This is a genomic window from Enterobacter cloacae complex sp. 302F9 (assembly GCF_050030335.1).
Taxonomy (GTDB): Bacteria; Pseudomonadota; Gammaproteobacteria; order Enterobacterales; family Enterobacteriaceae; genus Enterobacter; species Enterobacter hormaechei_C.
Genome location: NZ_JBLGUC010000001.1, coordinates 3,982,167 through 4,001,643 on the forward strand (window position 1 = coordinate 3,982,167; position 19,477 = coordinate 4,001,643).

General features: G+C 55.3%; 18 protein-coding genes. 11 read left to right on the forward strand and 7 right to left on the reverse strand.

Annotated features, from left to right (window positions below; translation table 11 throughout):
* Positions 1 to 45 precede the first annotated feature (45 nt).
* A complete protein-coding gene (locus ACQG0T_RS19305; RefSeq protein ID WP_003862459.1) occupies positions 46 to 573 on the reverse strand; it encodes a helix-turn-helix transcriptional regulator in 528 nt (175 codons plus the stop codon).
* 668 nt (positions 574 to 1,241) lie between these two features.
* On the opposite strand from ACQG0T_RS19305, the gene pgaA reads away from it, so the two are divergent.
* The 4 genes from pgaA to pgaD are packed head-to-tail and all read left to right on the forward strand — an operon-like array spanning position 1,242 to position 7,381.
* Complete coding sequence (pgaA, locus tag ACQG0T_RS19310) at positions 1,242 to 3,680, forward strand: poly-beta-1,6 N-acetyl-D-glucosamine export porin PgaA (RefSeq protein ID WP_252051615.1); 2,439 nt, start codon at positions 1,242 to 1,244, stop codon at positions 3,678 to 3,680.
* An 8-nt stretch (positions 3,681 to 3,688) separates the two neighbouring features.
* A complete protein-coding gene (gene pgaB / locus ACQG0T_RS19315) occupies positions 3,689 to 5,626 on the forward strand; it encodes a poly-beta-1,6-N-acetyl-D-glucosamine N-deacetylase PgaB (protein WP_252051617.1) in 1,938 nt (645 codons plus the stop codon).
* Positions 5,619 to 6,950: a poly-beta-1,6-N-acetyl-D-glucosamine synthase gene (gene pgaC / locus ACQG0T_RS19320; protein ID WP_015571860.1), complete on the forward strand. Its 1,332-nt coding sequence runs from the start codon at positions 5,619 to 5,621 to the stop codon at positions 6,948 to 6,950. The genes pgaB and pgaC overlap by 8 nt, the downstream gene beginning before the upstream one ends.
* On the forward strand, positions 6,947 to 7,381 hold the full coding sequence (pgaD, locus tag ACQG0T_RS19325; RefSeq protein WP_271040458.1) for a poly-beta-1,6-N-acetyl-D-glucosamine biosynthesis protein PgaD: 435 nt from the start codon (positions 6,947 to 6,949) through the stop codon (positions 7,379 to 7,381). The genes pgaC and pgaD overlap by 4 nt, the downstream gene beginning before the upstream one ends.
* Before the next feature lie 52 nt (positions 7,382 to 7,433).
* Here pgaD and gss read toward each other — a convergent pair whose 3' ends face one another.
* The gene (gene gss, locus ACQG0T_RS19330; RefSeq protein ID WP_271040459.1) at positions 7,434 to 9,296 is read right to left on the reverse strand and encodes a bifunctional glutathionylspermidine amidase/synthase; all 1,863 of its coding nucleotides are present in this window, start codon (positions 9,294 to 9,296) and stop codon (positions 7,434 to 7,436) included.
* A 183-nt stretch (positions 9,297 to 9,479) separates the two neighbouring features.
* Between gss and yghU the strand changes: the two genes are divergently transcribed.
* Together yghU and fucR are read left to right on the forward strand one after the other, a co-directional pair.
* Positions 9,480 to 10,346 (forward strand): glutathione-dependent disulfide-bond oxidoreductase, encoded by an 867-nt coding sequence (yghU, locus tag ACQG0T_RS19335; RefSeq protein ID WP_003862465.1) that lies wholly within the window; start codon positions 9,480 to 9,482, stop codon positions 10,344 to 10,346.
* 76 nt (positions 10,347 to 10,422) lie between these two features.
* Positions 10,423 to 11,184, forward strand: coding sequence for an L-fucose operon activator (fucR, locus tag ACQG0T_RS19340; RefSeq protein WP_023304417.1), 762 nt, complete (start codon positions 10,423 to 10,425; stop codon positions 11,182 to 11,184).
* On the opposite strand, the gene ACQG0T_RS19345 is transcribed toward fucR, so the two are convergent.
* The gene (locus ACQG0T_RS19345; RefSeq protein ID WP_015571864.1) at positions 11,174 to 12,721 is read right to left on the reverse strand and encodes a methyl-accepting chemotaxis protein; all 1,548 of its coding nucleotides are present in this window, start codon (positions 12,719 to 12,721) and stop codon (positions 11,174 to 11,176) included. The two genes, fucR and ACQG0T_RS19345, sit on opposite strands and share 11 nt — an antisense overlap.
* Positions 12,722 to 12,872: 151 nt before the next feature.
* On the opposite strand from ACQG0T_RS19345, the gene ACQG0T_RS19350 reads away from it, so the two are divergent.
* A complete protein-coding gene (locus ACQG0T_RS19350; RefSeq protein ID WP_045343997.1) occupies positions 12,873 to 13,913 on the forward strand; it encodes an aldo/keto reductase in 1,041 nt (346 codons plus the stop codon).
* A 110-nt stretch (positions 13,914 to 14,023) separates the two neighbouring features.
* Here the strand turns inward: ACQG0T_RS19350 and ACQG0T_RS19355 are convergent, their stop codons facing one another.
* Positions 14,024 to 14,512 carry a TIGR00645 family protein gene (locus ACQG0T_RS19355; protein ID WP_006811956.1) on the reverse strand — a complete coding sequence of 163 codons (489 nt, stop codon included), beginning with the start codon at positions 14,510 to 14,512 and terminating at the stop codon, positions 14,024 to 14,026.
* 43 nt (positions 14,513 to 14,555) lie between these two features.
* Positions 14,556 to 15,059, reverse strand: a complete 504-nt coding sequence (locus ACQG0T_RS19360) for an ESA_00282 family adhesion-associated protein (RefSeq protein WP_023295431.1) — start codon at positions 15,057 to 15,059, stop codon at positions 14,556 to 14,558.
* A 103-nt stretch (positions 15,060 to 15,162) separates the two neighbouring features.
* Between ACQG0T_RS19360 and ACQG0T_RS19365 the strand changes: the two genes are divergently transcribed.
* Both ACQG0T_RS19365 and ACQG0T_RS19370 read left to right on the forward strand, forming a co-directional pair.
* Positions 15,163 to 15,567 carry a hypothetical protein gene (locus tag ACQG0T_RS19365; protein WP_023304418.1) on the forward strand — a complete coding sequence of 135 codons (405 nt, stop codon included), beginning with the start codon at positions 15,163 to 15,165 and terminating at the stop codon, positions 15,565 to 15,567.
* Positions 15,548 to 15,994 carry a hypothetical protein gene (locus tag ACQG0T_RS19370; RefSeq protein WP_023304419.1) on the forward strand — a complete coding sequence of 149 codons (447 nt, stop codon included), beginning with the start codon at positions 15,548 to 15,550 and terminating at the stop codon, positions 15,992 to 15,994. Before ACQG0T_RS19365 ends, ACQG0T_RS19370 begins: the two co-directional genes overlap by 20 nt.
* An 80-nt stretch (positions 15,995 to 16,074) precedes the next feature.
* On the opposite strand, the gene exbD is transcribed toward ACQG0T_RS19370, so the two are convergent.
* Complete coding sequence (gene exbD / locus ACQG0T_RS19375; RefSeq protein WP_001251472.1) at positions 16,075 to 16,500, reverse strand: TonB system transport protein ExbD; 426 nt, start codon at positions 16,498 to 16,500, stop codon at positions 16,075 to 16,077.
* A 4-nt stretch (positions 16,501 to 16,504) separates the two neighbouring features.
* Positions 16,505 to 17,236 carry a tol-pal system-associated acyl-CoA thioesterase gene (exbB, locus tag ACQG0T_RS19380; protein ID WP_003862482.1) on the reverse strand — a complete coding sequence of 244 codons (732 nt, stop codon included), beginning with the start codon at positions 17,234 to 17,236 and terminating at the stop codon, positions 16,505 to 16,507.
* A gap of 251 nt (positions 17,237 to 17,487) precedes the next feature.
* Between exbB and metC the strand changes: the two genes are divergently transcribed.
* On the forward strand, positions 17,488 to 18,675 hold the full coding sequence (gene metC, locus ACQG0T_RS19385; RefSeq protein WP_032655033.1) for a cystathionine beta-lyase: 1,188 nt from the start codon (positions 17,488 to 17,490) through the stop codon (positions 18,673 to 18,675).
* Between the two features lie 142 nt (positions 18,676 to 18,817).
* On the forward strand, positions 18,818 to 19,477 hold the full coding sequence (gene yghB / locus ACQG0T_RS19390; RefSeq protein ID WP_015571869.1) for a DedA family general envelope maintenance protein YghB: 660 nt from the start codon (positions 18,818 to 18,820) through the stop codon (positions 19,475 to 19,477).

A 19,477-nucleotide genomic window follows, 5' to 3' on the forward strand; every position in this document is an offset into this window, starting at 1 on the left:
GAACCCGCCCTCGTGGCGGGTTTCTGCTTTTGGCTTCTGACTAAGCTAGGGATCGTTCCCAACCGCGTCCAGCAGTTTGTTTTTAAAGATAAACAAACACGCCTCGTTGAAGTTACCTGCTCCTAACCGCTCCGACAGCACCGTTCGCTTGCGATAGAGGCTTTTAACCGACATATTCAGCTTATCTGCAATCTCTTCCATTGACCTCCCTGCCTTCAGCAACCTGATCATTATCGCTTCGTGTCGACTCAGCCGTAAGTTAAGCAGCCATTTGGTTGTCAGACGCCTGCCTTTCATATCAAGCACCAGATTGAATAACGACGCCATATCCGGAGCCGTAAGCGACGTGTTCATAAACAGCTTCATACTGAGAAGATCCTCCTCTCGAGGACGCATATCCAGCATAACGCAGCAGATCGTTTTTCTCGTTCTGGCCGGATGGCGTATCAGGTAATCATATAAACGGAGCGGCGTACGGCTATCAATCAGTACAGTATATTCATTTGCGTCGGTATCAAATATGTTTCTGTCTATCGAACTGAGGCAAATTATATCCGGGAAAAATAGCCGCATCCCCCTGACAAGGAAACAATCCTGAGTCACTAACACTATTGAAGTCGCCACTAACCATCCCTTTTAGATTAAAGCAAGCCCGCCTCTTAAGAAACAAGAACGCTTTCGTTTATAGCGCTTTACATTTACGGCAAATGTTTTCTGGCTTTGATCATCCCTCAATATGACATTGGTGAGCTAGACTTTTTGCAGACTATCACTCAATGTCTGTCGTTAATTATAAATAAAAAAGAATTTCAGAAAAGTCACTTCTCTGAACATTAAGAATTTTTGTCATGAAACTTCCCAAACATGTACCAGAAAGTACTTTAATTAACTCAGCAGAACTTCATTTCGAATATAACAAAACAGGAAGCAGAGAAAGAAAAATCATTTAACATCAATCAGTTAAAAAGAACAATCCTGCACTGAATTATCTAAAAAACTTACTTCTTCCAGAATTATCCCAAAACCTCTCAGCCGCTTTTCAACTTATTTATCCCCCAACATATCGGGTGTACATTAAGCCCAATCAGACCACTGAGATGAGGGCTCATAATTACCTTTAAGTAAGTACCCCATAACGTGGCATCATTCAGATTTAATGTTCTCCTTTATGCCCTTTAACACAGAGTTAAAAGGCGGCCGTGTTATGCAATGGATTCACGATAAACAAATGGCAAATAGATATGGAAAGATCGCTTAGCTTCACTACGTTATTCTTTTATCGCACCACAATATTATTGCTCCTGCTTTTACTCTTTCCTGTTCTGGTTCAGGCTGATGAATCCGTTTATGAGCATCAGATACAACAGGCACGTAACGGTAATTACGCTCTGTTTCTTGATTACCTACAGCGCTATGAGCAACAGCATGCTTTAACACCCGGACAGGTTGCGGACTGGTTACAGGTAGCCTCCTGGGCAGGACGCGATGATGAGGTTATCCGGGTCTGGCAGCGTTATGGTATTTATATGCCGCTGCCCGCTCGCGCCATCGCTGCCGTCGCCCAGTCCAGAAGAAACCAAAAAGCCTGGCCATCCGCCTTATCGCTGTGGAAAGAGGCGCTCAGCCTTGCGCCGGATAACGACGATTACCGCATCGGCTATGTTAAGACCCTGGCCGATGCCCGCAGAGATCGCCTCGCGCTTTCGGAAGCCCGGCAGCTGGTTAAGGACGCTCCTTCTCCCGCGCACCTTGAGACGCTCTCCTATGTCTGGATGCGCCAGGGAAAAAACGGGGACCGGCTGCTGGCGGACATGCGCGCGCTGAACGCCGCACCCGGGAATAATGCCCTTCTTCGCGAGACGATCGATGCGTTAACGGAAAACCGGGTAAGCACGCCCGCACTCTGGCTGTCGCAAAGTGTGGCGATGTCTCCCGCGGAGCGCCGCCGCCTTGAGCGTAACGCCGCGGCTGAAAGGGTACGCCTGGCGGATGTGCCTGGCAGAACGGAGAAAGAGCGCCTGCGGCTGGCACAAAACGCATTAGATCGTTACCAGGCCCTGCTTTCTCGCTGGCAAAACGACCCGCAGGCGGCTGAAGACGTCATCCTTGCCCGTATCGATCGGCTTGGCGCCCTGTATGCGAAGGGTGATTACCGGCAGGTCATTAGCGAATACGAGTCGCTGACGGCCGCACAGCATCCGGTGCCGGACTGGGCCATCGGCTGGGTGATCTCTGCATATTTGCAGGAGAAAAATGCCGTCGCCGCCTTCTCGCTTGTGCAACGCTATCCACACTACGCCTCCGATCCGCAGGATGAGGAGCATGCGCTTTTCTACGCCTGGCTGGATACGGGGCAGTATCAGACCGCCCGCCGCTACGTTGAGCGCGAGACCCGCAGCGTTCCCTGGACCCGCTACGATTTCGGATCCCCGACCGCTCAGCCGAACGATCGGTGGCTCACCGGACAGTCTCTCAAACTTAACTATTTGCTGGCGACCAACGCCCTGCCGGAGGCCGAAAAGCTGTCGTATCGTCTGGCGTCAACGGCGCCGGGAAATCAGGGATTACAGATTGATTATGCCGCCCTGCTTCAGGCCAGAGGCCTGCCGCGCGCGGCCGAGCAAAAGCTTAAACAAGCAGAGGCGCTTGAACCCGCGAATCTGGAGCTTGAAAAACAGCAGGCTTACGTCGCAATGGACCTTCAGGAGTGGCGTCAGATGGATTTACTGGCTGATGACGTGATTGCTCGCGCCCCCGCCGATCGCAGCGCCCGTCGCCTGGACAGGCTCAGAGCGGTCCACCACATGTCTGAGCTGCGTCTGAACGCGGGTAAAGGATTGCACTCAGATAACCCCGTCAGCGGTAGCCACGACATGAGCTGGGACGCCACGCTCTATGGCCCGCCCGTGGCGGATAACTGGCGGCTGTTTGCCGGCGCCCGCTATGCCCAGGGGAATTTCGACGAAGGTAAAGGCATCAGCCGCCACCTGTTGGGCGGCGTTGAGTGGCGCCCCCGTGACCTCACGCTCGAAGCCGAGCTCTCCAGCAACCGCTATCACGGCACAAACAGGCCGGGCGCACGGCTCTCAACAACCTACAGCCTGAGTGATAACTGGCAGGTCAGCGGTAACCTCGAACACTTGTCACGTGCGACACCCTTACGGGCATTACGCAATGGGATCAGCGCCAACCGGGGTGAAGGTGGGGTGCGCTGGTATCAAAACGAGCGACGTGAATACCAGTTCAACGCCGCCGTCAGCCGCTTCTCGGACCACAACCGCCGTCAGGAATACACCCTCTCTGGGAAAGAGCGTCTCTGGCAGACCCCGACCCTGACGCTGGATCTCGAACCGGGGATCGCCGCCAGTAAAAACAGCCTGCGGAATACGCTCTATTACAACCCGGCACGGGATCTGTCCGTGACGGCTGCCCTGTCCGTTGACCATGAGATGTACCGCCACTACGACACCCTCTGGAGCCAGCAGTTCGTGGCAGGAGGGGGCAGCTACTGGCAGAAAAATCAGTCCGCGGGTGCCGTTACCCTGCTGGGTTACGGGCAACGCATCCAGTGGAACAACGTTGTCGATACTGGCGTGATGCTGAACTGGGATAAGCGCCCTTACGACGGCAAACGCGAGAGCAATCTCTCCGTCACGTTAGATGCGACTTTACGCTTTTAAGGATGAATATGCTGAACACACGTTTTTCTGTAAGCCTGATCGTCATCGGCTGGCTCTGCCTCAGCGCGAGCCTCTGCGCGCAGCCGCTCTCCTTTATGGCCCCTGAAAAGAGGCCGCAGCTGGAGGCCAGCAAACCCTGGCCGGAGAATCAGTTTCTGGTCCTGGCCTACCACGACGTTGAAGATGATGCCGCCGATCAGCGCTACCTCTCCGTTCGCACCAGCGCGTTAAACGAGCAGATAAGCTGGCTTTTGCACAACGGCTATCACGCCATCAGCGTGCAGGACATTCTGGATGCGCATGAAGGGAAAAAAGCGCTGCCGCCGAAAGCCGTTTTGCTCAGCTTTGACGACGGCTACAGCAGCTTTTACACCCGGGTCTGGCCTCTGCTTCAGGCCTGGAACGTTCCTGCGCTGTGGGCGCCGGTGGGCAGTTGGGTGGATACGCCGGCAAATCAAAAAGTTAACTTCGGCGGTCTGATGACGCCCCGCGATCGCTTTGCCACCTGGGATATGGTTCGCGAGCTCAGCCAGTCCCCGCTGATTGAGATTGGCTCGCATACCTGGGCCTCGCATTACGGCATTCCGGCCAACCCGCAGGGAAGCCGTGAACCCGCCATCGCCAACCGTTTTTTCGATAACGCGACGGGGCATTACGAAACCGATGAACACTTCAACCAGCGGATCGCCGCAGACGTACGCAAAGTCACCGATAAAATCACCCAGGTGACGGGAAAAGCGCCGCGTGCCTGGGTGTGGCCCTATGGGGCTGCCAACGGTACGTCGCTCGCTATCGCCCAGAAACAGGGCTATCAGTTGGCCTTTACCCTGGAAGACGGGCTGGGAAACGTGCGCGACCTCGGCAACATCCCGCGCCTGCTGATCGCTGGAAATCCGTCGATAAAAACCTTTGCCAACACGGTTAGCCGCGTTCAGGAGTTTGACCCGGTGCGCGTCATGCATGTCGATCTCGATTACGTCTACGATCCCGATCCGGCCCAGCAGACGAAAAACATCAACAAACTCGTCCAGCGGGTCTACGACATGAAAATCAGCCATGTGTTTCTCCAGGCGTTTTCGGATCCGCGGGGCGACGGCAGGATCGATGCGCTCTATTTCCCCAACCGTCGGCTCCCGGTCCGGGCCGATCTCTTTAATTTTGTCGCCTGGCAGCTACAAACCCGCGCGGGAGTGAAAGTCTTCGCGTGGATGCCGGTTCTCTCTTTCGATCTCAGTCCAGCCTTGCCGCGCGTGCAGCGCCGGGATCGTCAAACGGGAGAGTTGACCGTGGCCGCCGAGCCCTATATCAGGCTCTCCCCCTGGAGTCCGCAGGTTCGCCAGCAGGTGACGGAGATCTATGAAGATCTGGCCCGCTATGCCAGCTTCAATGGCATCTTATTTCATGACGACGCGGTGCTGACGGACGTTGACGATGCCGGACAGGACACGACCCGACAGAAGAGTCAGCGACTTATCGGCTTTACCCGCACCCTGAGCCAGGCGGTGAAAAACATCCGTGGCCCGCAGATCAAAACCGCGCGGAACATGTTCGCGCTGCCCATTATCGAGCCGGAAAGCGAGACATGGTTTGCGCAAAATCTCGATGATTTTCTGGCGGCCTACGACTGGACGGTGCCGATGGCAATGCCACTGATGGAGTCCGTCCCGGCAGAAGAGAGCAATGCCTGGCTGACGCGTTTAGTCAAAGCCGTCGCCGCACGCCCCGGCGCGCTGAATAAAACGATTTTTGAGCTACAGGCCAGGGACTGGGCACAGAAACCGCAGCGTGCCGTAGCCGATGAACGTCTGATGGAGTGGATGCGGGTGCTCCAGCTGAACGGCATCAAAAATTACGGTTATTACCCCGACGACTTCCTCAACAACCAACCTGATATTTCACGTATCAGACCTGAATTTTCTTCGTACTGGTATCCTGACAATGACTGATCGCATTATCGCCTTCTCTATTTTGTGTCTGGTATTCGGGTTGCCGTTAGGCGTAGCCGCGCTGTTTACCGGCGAACTGATTCTGGACTTTGTCTTTTTCTGGCCGCTTTTTATGTCCGTGCTCTGGGTAACCGGCGGCCTCTATTTCTGGTTTCAGCTTGAACGGCACTGGTCGTGGGATAACGCAACACCCGCCCCCGCCTTAGCCGGTGAGCCGTTAATCTCGATTCTTATTCCCTGCTTCAATGAGGAACGCAACGCACGGGAGACCATTAGCGCCGCGCTGGGTCAGCGGTACTGGAATGTGGAAGTTATCGCCATCAATGACGGTTCTTCTGATAACACGGCGGAGGTACTGCAACAGCTGGCGCGAGAGCAACCGCGCCTGCGGGTGATTAATCTCGCGGAGAACCAGGGGAAAGCCGTGGCGCTCAAGGCCGGCGCTGCGGCGGCCCGGGGCGATTTGCTGGTCTGCATTGACGGCGACGCCCTGCTCGACCGCGACACCGCGGCGTATCTGGTGGCACCGCTGATTCAGTATCCCCACGTTGGGGCCGTCACCGGGAATCCGCGTATTCGCACGCGCTCAACGCTGATTGGCCGCATTCAGGTGGGCGAGTTTTCTTCCATTATTGGCCTTATCAAGCGAACGCAGCGGATCTATGGCCGGGTCTTTACCGTCTCCGGCGTCATCGCCGCCTTTCGCCGACAGGCGCTGGCGGATGTCGGGTACTGGAGCCCGGACATGATCACAGAGGATATCGACATAAGCTGGAAGCTTCAGCTTCGCCACTGGGATATCTTTTTCGAGCCGCGGGCACTGTGCTGGATCCTGATGCCGGAGACGCTAAAGGGGCTGTGGAAACAGCGTCTGCGCTGGGCGCAGGGGGGGGCAGAGGTGTTTCTGGTTAACCTGCGCAAGATGGCCCGCTGGGAGCATCATCGCATGTGGCCCCTGTTTCTTGAGTACGCGCTATCAACGCTGTGGGCGTTTGCCTATGGGGCGACCGTGGTGTTGTTCATTCTCAGCCATATTATCCCTCTTCCCGCGAACCTGGCCGTTGCGAGCCTGTTTCCACCGGCGTTTACCGGGCTGCTGCTGGGCGTGATGTGCCTGCTGCAATTCCTCGTCAGTTTGTATATCGAGCGGCGCTACGAGCGGAAAGTGGCAGGCTCGCTGTTCTGGGTAATCTGGTTCCCGATGGTGTACTGGATGATTGGCCTGTTTACCACCCTTGTGGCATTTCCGAAAGTCATGCTTAAACGTAAACGCGCCCGCGCGCGCTGGATCAGTCCGGACCGGGGTAAAGGGAGCATTCAATGAACGAGAATACGTTAATTTTGACTGAACATCGGCTGGCACCGCGTCTTTTCGATGCCGCATTAACGCTGATAGCCTGGGGAGGATTCCTGTTTTTCCTTTACGCCAGGCTGTGGATGCAGTTAACCGAGGAGGGCGATCACCGCTGGAGCGTGATTATCGCCTCTTTTAATACGGTGCTGGTCTATCTGCTGATTGCCGCGTTCAACGGCTGGCTGCTGATCCTGTGGTATCAGTACAATCGCCGCCGCGCGCATGTGAGGCGGCGTCATCCGGAAATGTTGCGCTATGACGAGCTTGCCCAAAGTTTTAACGTCACGCCGCAAATTATGTCCGAGATGAGCCAGTACAACCTGCTGACGGTTTACCATGACCAGATTGGCCGGATCATTGATTTGAAGATCAGCGAGCAGCAGGAAGAGGAAGAGCAGTAATGAAACGCCCCCGCATCATGCCCTGCGGGGGCGTTTTTATAACAGGGAGACGCTATTTATCTTTCACCACAATCAGCGGTTCAATATCGCTCTCTTTCTTCACCACCAGCGAGTCATCCCCGCGCAGACAGGTTCCGCCATAGTTCCCGCCCACGGTAAAAGTGCAGACCTGAATGTATCTGCCGTCAACTTTCGGCAGGCACCATAGCTGCTGGTAGATGTTTTTACGGTCGACAAACTTGCCGCTGGACTGGTCCAGCAGTTCGTCCTGGGCGCCGATCAGATCGATATTGCTCCCGCAGCGTCCGGCGATCGGTTTAACGGCATAACCGGTCCGTTTGAGCAGATCGTTGACCTCAAAATCGGTATCCAGCAGGTAACGGTGGTTCGGGAACAGCTGCCACAGCACCGGCAGGATCGCCTTGTTACCTGGGATCACCGTCCACAGCGGTTCAAAGACCAGCACTTCCGGGCGCAGCAGGACGTCAATCAGGCGCACTTCACCTTGCGGGTGACCGGTGCGGATAGGCACGGCGGCGTACTCGGTTTCGCTCACCTCGCGGATCTGCTCAATCGCCGTTTCCCACGCCCAGGTTTTCCATACGCAGTTGACGTGACGGCCTTCATCATCAATCAGTTGCCCGGCGGCATCCCAGCTCAGCGCCCCCAGTCCGTGCAGGATTTTGGTTTCAAACCCGGCCTGGATCAGCGAGCGCTGAATAAAGAGCGCGTGGTAATCCTCTTCGATATCGTTGTCCTGCATGATATGGACAAACGGCCGCGCGTGGCTGTGCTTCCATGCGCCGGTCAGCTCCTCCAGCAGCCCTTCCGCCGGATTGTGGCCGGTGCCGCGATAGCCGTTTTTCACCCACTCTTCAAGAATGAGCCCGCCCTCGGTATGGCAGGAGGCGGAATCCGCGTTGTACTCGTAAACCTTGATGCCGCGTTCATCCATGCAGAAATCCATACGACCGGTGATCATATGGTGACGACGCCACTGCCAGGAGAGGCGCAGACGCGGCCAGAGAATTTTCGGGATGTCGAAAAGCGCGAGTAAGCTGTCGTCTTTCAGCACCTTGTCGGTGGCATGAAGGTACATCAGATGCAGTTCGTTGGTGGCTTTGATCAGCTCCTGCTCGGCGCTTTCGGTAATGGTGAAGTACTGGCAGGGATCGTTGTTGATAACGTGGCCATTGGCGCGAACGTACGCCTGTTGCAGGGCGTCGTTTTCATTGAGCCATTTTCCGTCGAACTGACGGTTGTTCTTCAATCGCGCGCCGCTGATTTTCAGCAGTTCACCGTCGATCTCCGGCTGAGGAATACTGTGTTCCGTCTCCTCCGTCTGGATCATCCAGCCGAGGATCTCGGTATCGTTGAACGTGTCATGAAGCGTATAGCAACCGTCCTCCACGCTCAGACGCAGCTCGCGCGTCCACTGCTGCCCCATCGGCAGCGGGGAGTGAATAACGTTCTGCTCGGCAATGCGCACTCTGTCATCCAGCAGCTGGGTAATAACGGCGACGTGGCCGGTCTCATGAAACTCACCGCCCTTTTGCCAGATGAGCAGCGCACCGGCCTGCGGCGCGCGTTTTGAGCCATTGGCAAAGGCCTGTAGCGGCAGAATATTGTCGTTTACCACCTGGCGCAAAAAACGCAGGGAGAAGATCTCCCACGCCATCCCGACGTCGGTAAAGACAAACCCGTGATTGAGAAACAGGAAACGGCGCGCAAATTCAACGCACTGCCATTTATGACCCATGTATTCGTTGCCGATATAGCTGCGGAATTCCGCGTCTTCCGGGTAGTGACGCGGATCGAGACTGCCGTAGTTTGAAGAGTAAATCGCCACGCCACCCGGCGCATAACCTAATAACGTCCCGAAGGGTGCGTCCCTGCTTAACGTTCCTTTACGCATGTGTCCAACCTAAAACAGGCAGGCGGCAATTTTTTTGTGGGGTTGTCGTCGTCTGCACGTTGTAATTAACTGACAGAGGTGGCGTTATCATACACCCGCCCTGCCCATTACGCTCGCATCGTTAAACGGTTCCTGCATCTCCTGCTACACTGCCTCAACACAACACCAAAAAGGCAGGCCAACATGTCAGATAACACCTATCAGCCACCGAAAGTGTGGGAATGGAAACAGAATAACGGCGGCGCGTTCGCCAATATCAACCGTCCCGTCTCGGGCGCGACGCACGAGAAAGAGCTACCTGTGGGCGCGCACCCGCTCCAGCTGTACTCTCTCGGTACGCCGAATGGACAGAAAGTGACCATCATGCTGGAAGAGCTGCTGGCGCTGGGCGTGACGGGCGCGGAATACGACGCATGGTTAATCCGCATTGGTGAGGGCGATCAGTTCTCCAGCGGTTTTGTCGACGTGAACCCGAACTCGAAGATCCCGGCGCTGCGTGACCACTCTACCACCCCGCCGACGCGCGTCTTCGAATCCGGCAATATCCTGCTCTATCTGGCCGAGAAATTTGGTCACTTCCTGCCAAAAGATCCGGCAGGACGAACGGAAACCCTGAACTGGCTGTTCTGGTTACAGGGCGCGGCCCCGTTCCTCGGCGGCGGTTTTGGCCACTTCTATAACTACGCACCGGTGAAGATTGAGTACGCTATCGATCGCTTCACCATGGAAGCTAAACGCCTGTTCGACGTGCTGGACAAACAGCTGGCGCGCGGTCGTTACGTAGCGGGTGAGGAATATACCATTGCGGATATGGCAGTCTGGCCATGGTTTGGCTGCGTGGCGCTGGGCAGCGTGTATAACGCCGCCGAGTTCCTGGATGCCGGGAAGTACACCAACGTGCAGCGCTGGGCAAAAGATGTGGCGAATCGTCCGGCCGTTAAACGCGGGCGCATTGTTAACCGTACCAACGGCGAGCTGAACGAGCAGTTACATGAGCGTCATTCAGCAAGCGACTTCGATACCCAGACGGAAGATAAACGTCAGGGTTGATCCATGACCGGGCGGTTCGCCGCCCTTCTTCCGCGATGAGAAAAATGCGTCAGCACGCGTGCGCAAGGAGCCTCGTATGTCAGACCAGACGCTAAAAGCGACCCGACAGCAGAGTCTTATCACCTTGCTGAGTCAAAGCGACTGGCTGACTACCGATGTGCTGGCTGAAAAGCTCTCCGTCAGCAAAGAGACCATCCGCCGGGATCTGAAGTCGTTGCAGCAGCAGGGGAAGCTTCTGCGCCAGCACGGGCGCGCGCGTCTGATTCATCCGGACAGCCGCGACAGCGGTGAACCCTTTGGCGCACGCCTGAAAAGCCATTATGCCGACAAAGCCGATATTGCCCGCCACGCGCTGGGCTGGATCAGCGAAGGGATGACCATCGCCCTCGACGCCAGCTCAACCTGCTTTCATCTGGCGCGCCAGTTGCCGGACATCGACCTCACCGTATTTACCAACAGTCTGCCTATCTGCCACGAGATGGCAAAGCGCGAGCGGATCACGCTTATCTGCTCCGGCGGAACGCTTGAGCGTAAGTATCGCTGCTATGTTAACCCGGCGCTGGTGACGCAGCTAAAAGGGCTGGAGATCGATCTGTTCATCTTCTCGTGTGAAGGGGTCGATGAGCATGGCGTCCTTTGGGATCCGTCCGAGCACAACGCGGGCTTTAAGGCGCTGCTGTTAAACCGCGCCAGCCAGTCGCTGCTGCTGATCGACAAAAGTAAATTTATGCGGGCAAGTGAAGTGAAAATTGGTCAGCTGTCGCAGGTGACACAGATTATTCAGAGCGATAAACGTCAGGCCGCCAGAGACGGCCTGACACGAGAGGTTACGCGGTGAGACGGAATTTCTGCACTGAGCGCTGGAGTTCTTCGGTCTGCCGTTCAAGTGCGGCGGCGGCGGCGGAAACCTGCTCCACCAGCGAGGCGTTCTGCTGGGTCACGCCGTCCATCTGCGTGATGGCAACGCCGACCTGAGAAATACCTTTGCTCTGCTCCTCTGACGCGGTGGCGATCTGCTTCATAATGACGGTCACTTCCGTCACGTCGCGCAGGATCGCTTCCATCGTGGTGCCAGTATCGTTCACCAGCTGCGCCCCCTGCTCCACGCGGGCAACGGAATCTGCAATCAGCCCTTCGATCTCTTTTGCCGCATTCGCGCTGCGGCTGGCCAGATTACGCACCTCACCCGCCACGACCGCAAAGCCCCGCCCCTGCTCCCCGGCCCGGGCCGCTTCCACCGCGGCGTTCAGCGCCAGAATATTGGTCTGGAAGGCGATGCTGTTGATGACGGTAGTGATTTCAGCGATTTTTTTCGAGCTGTCCGAAATGCCGCTCATGGTTGTGACCACATCTTCCACCAGCGAGCCGCCGCGGCTGGCCGTACTGGAGGCGACATCCGCAAGCTGGCTGGCCTGGCGCGCGCTTTCGGCGTTCAGCTTCACCGTCGCGGTTAGCTGCTCCATGCTGGCCGCGGTCTCTTCCAGCGCGGCGGCCTGCTCTTCGGTACGCGAAGAGAGATCGTTATTCCCGCTGGAGATCTCCGTTGCCCCGCGCCAGATATTCTCGCTGCCGGAACGAATCGTGCTGACCGCTTCCCGCAGGCTGTCCTGCATGGCGCTCAGCAGCGGCACCAGTTGCCCCACGCAGTTGCGGCCAAAGGATTCAATCGGCTGGCTGAGATCGCCCTGCGCAATCTGGCGGAACTGCTGACGGATACGATCCAGCGGTTTTACCAGTATCGCCACCAGGTAGCGGTCGGTGAACAGCAGGATCAACAGACCCACGATCGTGGCGGTGATAATCACCGTCCGGGTCATGCTGGTGAGGCCGTCGACCACCACGCGCGTGCTGTCGAGCGCCTTCGCCGCGGTGTTGTTAAAGTTCTCAGCCGCTGACCCGAATGCACGGCTTAGCGGCGGCGTGACGTTGTTGGCATGCTGACGATAGCCTTCGAGCGTCGCCTGCTTCGCCTGCGCCATCTGCGGCGTCACGCCACGATCGAGCAGCGCCTGCCAGGTGGAAATCACCTGCGCAGACACCTTTTCATCCATCGGGCCCGGAGAGATAGCTTTCATCTCTGCCAGCTTTTTACTCATGTTATCCAGCGCCTGCTGAGCAGGAGCCAGGTCCGGCGTGCCGCCCGCCGCTTTAACTTCCATCGCCCGGCTCAGGCGGGTGACGAAACGGAAATACTGATCGTTGCCCTGGCTCAGCACCGTCATTTGCCGGACCAGCTGGCGGTCAACGTCATTACCATCAGAAACACGAGACAGAGACCAGGTGCTGTAAAGCCCCACGCCTGCCCACATGACACAAAAGATCCCCAGTATCGTCAGCATGACGAAACGGATGGTGAAATTACGAAGCATCTTCATTGAGTATTCCTTGCCGTGAGGGTGAATTCGCCCAGAGGCGAGTACTACCCTCTTTATCGGCAGATACCGCAGAAAATATACTTTTTTGTTATCGAGTCGGCATAGAATGAAAACGTTGTTTCGAAAATTCACCGACAAGAAAGGAGACATCATGTCCTGGCACCCTTACACCGGCCGATACGAAAACATGCAGTACCGATACTGCGGCAAAAGCGGCCTGCGCTTACCGGCACTGTCGCTAGGCCTGTGGCACAGCTTCGGTCACGTTCAGCCGCTCGATTCCCAGCGCTCGCTGCTGCGTAAGGCCTTCGATCTCGGTATTACCCACTTTGACCTTGCCAACAACTACGGCCCCCCACCGGGCAGCGCTGAAGAGAATTTTGGCCGTCTGCTGCGGGAGGATTTTGCCGGGTATCGTGACGAGCTGATCATCTCCACCAAAGCGGGCTACGACATGTGGCCAGGGCCGTATGGTTCGGGCGGTTCACGTAAATACCTGCTCGCCAGCCTCGACCAGAGCCTGAAACGCATGGGTGTGGAGTATGTGGATATTTTCTATTCTCACCGCGTAGACGAAAACACGCCGATGGAAGAGACCGCCTCCGCGCTGGCGCACGCGGTGCAGAGCGGAAAAGCGCTGTACGTCGGCATTTCGTCCTACTCCACGGAACGCACGGCGGTAATGGCCGAATTGCTGCGCGAGTGGAAGATCCCGCTTTTGATCCACCAGCCGTCTTACAACCTGCTTAACCGCTGGGTCGACAAGACCGGCCTGCTGGACGCGCTGGAGAAAAACGGAACGGGCTGTATCGCCTTTACCCCGCTGGCACAGGGCCTGCTGACCGGAAAATACCTGAACGGTATTCCGGACGGTTCACGTATGCAACGCGAAGGGAAAAAAGTGCGCGGCCTGACGGAGAAAATGCTGACGGAAGCCAACCTGAGCAGCCTTCGTTTGCTGAACGAGATGGCGCACGCGCGCGGGCAGACGATGGCGCAGATGGCGCTAAGCTGGCTGTTGAAAGATGAGCGTGTAACGTCGGTGCTGATTGGCGCGAGCCGCCCGGAGCAGCTGGAAGAGAACGTTCAGGCGCTGAATAACCTGCGCTTTAGCGAAGATGAACTGACGCGGATTGACCAGCACGTTGCGGATGGTGAGCTGAATTTGTGGCAGGCGTCGTCGGATAAATAGTGCAGTCCGATGCTTTCGCCCCTCACCCTAACCCTCTCCCCAGAGGGGAGAGGGAACATGAACACCCTCTCCCCTCTGGGGAGAGGGTTAGGGTGAGGGGCGTGGTGGATTTATTTCTTACTGATCTTATCCAGATACCCCATCACAAACGCCGACAGCACAAACGTCAGGTGGATAATCACATACCACATCAGCTTATTATCCGGGACGTTTTTCGCGTCCATAAAGACGCGTAACAGGTGTATAGACGAAATCGCCACAATCGACGCCGCGACTTTATTCTTCAGCGATGAGGCATCCATTTTTCCCAGCCAGTTGAGCTTTTCTTTGTGCTCGGCGATATCAAGCTGAGAGACGAAATTCTCATAACCGGAGAACATCACCATCACCAGTAACCCCCCCACCAGCGTCATATCCACCAGCGACAGCAGAACCAGAATCAAATCGGCTTCTGCCACGGAGAAAATGTTTGGCAGGACGTGAAATATCTCCTGGAAGAACTTGATCGTCAGGGCGACCAACGCCAGGGAGAGACCAAAATAGACGGGTGCGAGCAGCCAGCGAGAGGCATACATTGCGTTTTCAAAGAAGCGTTCCATAAAATCCTGTCTGCAAACGAAACCAGCGCTTAGTATATCTCAACTATACCTCGTTGGGATCCACATCCGGACGCGCATACTCCGGCCAGACCAGCGCGACCAGTTCCGGGTAGGCTTCCAGGCTAAACTCGCGAAAACACTGGCGCAGATTTAATACGTCTAAATCGGAGTACGACACCTTCTCGCCATTCAGACAGCGTTTTTTGATATTGTCGTAATATTTATAAACCGCCGAATTAAGGTCGCTACAACGGCGCTGCGCGTCGAACAGGCCGGGCGTATCATTAATTTCAGCCATTTTCATTCGCTTAATTGTCGCATGGAGAAAATCGATATATTCGTGATTTACCCGCCAGTACCAGACCGGCGTCACGGCGTTCATCAATACGGAGAAATGATCTTCCCCCTCCTCTTTCGACATCAATTCAGGCTGCGGCGGTTCACTGACGTCTTTTGACGCTTTCGTTTTATTTAACTCTTGCATCAATAAAAGCACGCCAGCGGTCAGTAATAGTAACGTTATGACCGTAAAGAAAATGCTGTTCATGGGTAGGCTCCATTTTTTTTGATTTTAAAATTGCCTCATGTTATTGTCAACGAATCTCACCCTTTTTCCATCCCCACCTTTTTTGAAATTAAAGGAAATTAAAATGCTGCCCGACAATCTTGTCCCGGCAAAGTACCACATTACGCCTGTGGAACAGCCTTCGACGGAAGCAGATAAAGAGGCGAATTTCACTCAAGGAAAAAGAAAACTCTCCGACTATGAAGCCGACATATTAATTGGTGTTTCACGCACCGGCAAATCCCGTAATATGGTGCTGGAAGAGCACGATCGCCATTTAAAAGAGCGTTTATTTCGCGCCATCAAGATTGAAGCCTTAGTTCATCTACTAAATGATTTACAGGCCGAAGGGGAAATAGATGCCCAGACGCTAAGTCAAATAATGACCGAGAAAACGCAGCAAATAAATGAGGCCGGCAATGAAATTTGGCTTAATTTAATTACGCGTGAAAAAAACAATCCCATTTTTTATGACCTGGGGGAAGATTAACGTGAATGATGACAGCGGTAATAACGTTTATTTGACTTTAGATGATAAGAAAAGCGATGAATTTATCTTAAAGCAGAATCTCGACGCCCTGAAAAAGATAAAAAATGACGAGATGACGCGAATTACGCAGGATTTGGTTTCGATTCCGGCCACGCTGGTGCGCCTGAAATGGCAGAATCGTCGGGAGATTTACGCCTTGCAGGCCAAGGAGGAGATTTACGGCGCTGTGATGAACGCCATTATTGAACAGCGCCCTGAGCTTAAAGAGAAGATCCTCGGGCGACTGGAGGCGAACTATCAGTACCTGCTGGCACGCGAGACAGCCACCCTGCGCCTGACCCGTAAACTCTCGGAAGGTCATTACCGAACTTCAAACGTGACCTGTGTAGCGCTTGATGAAGAGGCGCCGACGGCGCCTTCAGTGTGAGTCAACAATGATTGTTGCGGAATGCAGGCCGGGTAAGGCGACGCCGCCACCCGGCAGGGAAGGCTGCAAAAGCCTTCGCTTTACTTCGCGGCCGCTTTCTCTTCGCCGACCAGACCAATCTTCAGGTATCCCGCCTGATGCAGCGTGTCCATTACCTTCATCATGGTTTCATAATCGACGGTTTTATCCGCGCGGAAGAAGACGGTGGTGTCTTTCTTGCCGCCGGTCAGCTGGTCCAGCGCCGGAATAACCGAGGCATCCGTCACCGGGTCGTTGCCCAGGAACATGGACTTATCGGCCTTCACGGACAGGTAGATAGGTTTTTCCGGACGCGGCTGCGGCTGGCTGGAGGACGCAGGCAGATTCACCTTCACGTCCACCGTCGCCAGCGGTGCGGCAACCATAAAGATAATCAGCAGAACCAGCATGACGTCGATAAACGGCGTCACGTTGATCTCATGCATTTCACCGTTATCGTCCAGATTTTCATTAAGACGCATTGCCATACAATCAACCTACGCGCAGTTTGGACGCCGCATGTACCGGTTTAACGGCGCTGGCGTTCAGGTCCAGATCGCGGCTTTGCAGCAGCAGAACCTGCGCGGCAACGTCACCCAGTGTGGCTTTGTAACTGCCAATCATGCGCGCGAAGATGTTATAGATAACAACCGCCGGGATAGCGGCAACCAGACCGATAGCCGTGGCCAGCAGCGCTTCTGCGATACCCGGCGCGACGACCGCAAGGTTAGTGGTCTGCGTCTGGGCGATACCGATAAAGCTGTTCATGATGCCCCAGACGGTACCGAACAGGCCGACGAACGGGGAGATGGCGCCGATAGTCGCCAGGTAGCCGTTACCGCGGCCCATATGACGACCCACGGCCGCAACGCGACGCTCCAGACGGAAGCCGGTACGCTCTTTAATGCCTTCGTTATCTTCACTGCCTGCGGAGAGTTCCAGCTCGTTCTGCGCTTCGTTCACTAACAGGGTAGTCAGGCTTTTCGCATGGAAGGATGAGGTGATATCAGAAGCCTGATCCAGAGAGCGGGCTTCCGCCAGCTGCTTCTGCTCACGCTTGAGGCGGCGTTTTTGTGAAAGAAGTTCGGCGCTCTTGCTGAAGAAGATAGCCCAGGTGATCACGGACGCCAGAATCAGGCCGATCATCACAATCTTAACTACGATGTCAGCATGTTGATACATGCCCCAAACGGAGAGATCCGTCTGCATCAAATTATTACCCACTCTGTATCTCCAGGACGCAAATCACAAAATCTGAACGTAATAATATCAAAACGTCGTCGAATTGATAGTAGTTCTCATTAGTATTTACATAGTGCCGTAATTTTCGCTCACTTTCCTTGCGCTTACGCAGTAAAAATTTCTTATGCGAATTTTTGATAATATTTTCTGCTTATTCGATAAGCATCCGGATGCACATTCTGACAATCGTGGTAGTCTGGACGTCCAGACGTATAAAAATAGGGTTAGCGAACATGACTAAAAAGCAGCTTGAGACCACGCTGGTGCAGGCAGGACGCAGTAAGAAATACACGCAGGGCTCGGTCAACAGCGTGATCCAGCGCGCCTCCTCGCTGGTGTTTGATACCGTTGAAGATAAAAAAATCGCTACGCGTAATCGCGCGAAGGGCGGGCTGTTTTACGGTCGTCGTGGCACGTTAACCCATTTCTCGTTGCAGGAAGCCATGTGCGAACTGGAGGGCGGCGCGGGCTGCGCGCTGTTCCCGTGCGGCGCGGCGGCGGTCGCCAATACCATTCTGGCGTTTGTGGAACAGGGTGACCACGTCCTGATGACCAATACCGCCTACGAGCCAAGCCAGGACTTCTGCACCAAAATACTCAGCAAGCTCGGCGTCACCACCAGCTGGTTCGATCCGCTGATTGGGTCCGGTATTGCCGGGCTTATTCAGCCCAACACGCGCGTTGTGTTCCTGGAATCTCCCGGCTCCATCACCATGGAAGTGCATGATGTTCCGGCTATCGTGAAGGCGGTGCGCAGCATAGCGCCGGAAGCGATCATCATGATCGACAACACCTGGGCGGCAGGTGTGCTGTTTAAAGCCCTGGAATTTGACATCGATATCTCCATTCAGGCGGCGACCAAATACCTGATTGGCCATTCCGACGGCATGATCGGTACGGCGGTGTCTAACGCCCGCTGCTGGGATCAATTGCGTGAAAACGCCTACCTGATGGGCCAGATGGTGGATGCCGATACCGCCTACATGACCAGCCGGGGCATCCGTACGCTCGGTGTGCGTTTGCGTCAGCATCACGAAAGCAGCCTGCAAATTGCACAGTGGCTGGCGCTGCATCCGCAGGTGGAGCGCGTTAACCATCCGGCGCTGCCGGGCAGCAAGGGCCACGAATACTGGCAACGTGACTTTACGGGCAGCAGCGGGTTGTTCTCATTTGTTCTTAAAAAGCGCCTGAATGACGCCGAACTGGCAAGCTATCTGGATAACTTTACCCTCTTCAGCATGGCCTATTCATGGGGTGGGTTTGAATCGCTGATCCTGCCCAACCAGCCGGAGCAGATTGCGGCCCTGCGCCCGGGCGGCGAGGTGGACTTCGAGGGGACCTTAATCCGCCTGCATATTGGGCTGGAAAATGTGGACGATTTAATTGCGGATTTATCGGCAGGATTTGAGCGCATCGTGTAAAGTGCTGGCTGAAATGTACTCCCCGGACGCTATTCTGAACACCGCAAGCAGAAAAGTCTGTATGAGATGCGCCTGCGATCAACCCCGACAGGCAAAATTGGGAGTACAATAGCGTTATATCTGCTGTTCCACAGGAAAGTCCATGGCTGTTATTCAAAATATCATCACGGCGCTCTGGCAACACGATTTTGCCGCGCTGGCTGACCCGCATGTCGTCGGGATTGTCTATTTCGTGATGTTCGCGACGCTGTTTCTGGAAAATGGATTACTGCCAGCCTCATTTTTACCCGGTGACAGCCTGCTCCTGCTCGCAGGGGCGTTAATCGGCAAGGGCGTGATGGACTTCGCACCGACAATGGTGATCCTCACCTCTGCGGCCAGTCTCGGCTGTTGGCTGAGCTACCTGCAAGGGCGCTGGCTTGGAAACACTCGCGTGGTGAAAGGCTGGCTGGCGCAGCTGCCGCATAAATATCACCAGCGCGCGACCTGCATGTTTGACCGTCACGGCCTGCTGGCGTTACTTGCCGGGCGTTTTCTGGCGTTTGTTCGTACCCTGTTGCCTACCATGGCGGGTATTTCAGGCCTCTCTAACCGCCGCTTCCAGTTCTTCAACTGGCTGAGCGCCCTGCTCTGGGTAGGCGTGGTCACCACGCTCGGCTACGCGCTGAATATGATCCCCTTTGTTAAGCGCCATGAAGACCAGGTGATGACCTTCCTGATGATCCTGCCGATTTTCCTGCTGGTTGCAGGGCTGGTGGGTACCATTGCGGTGGTGATTAAGAAAAAGTATTGCAGCGCATAA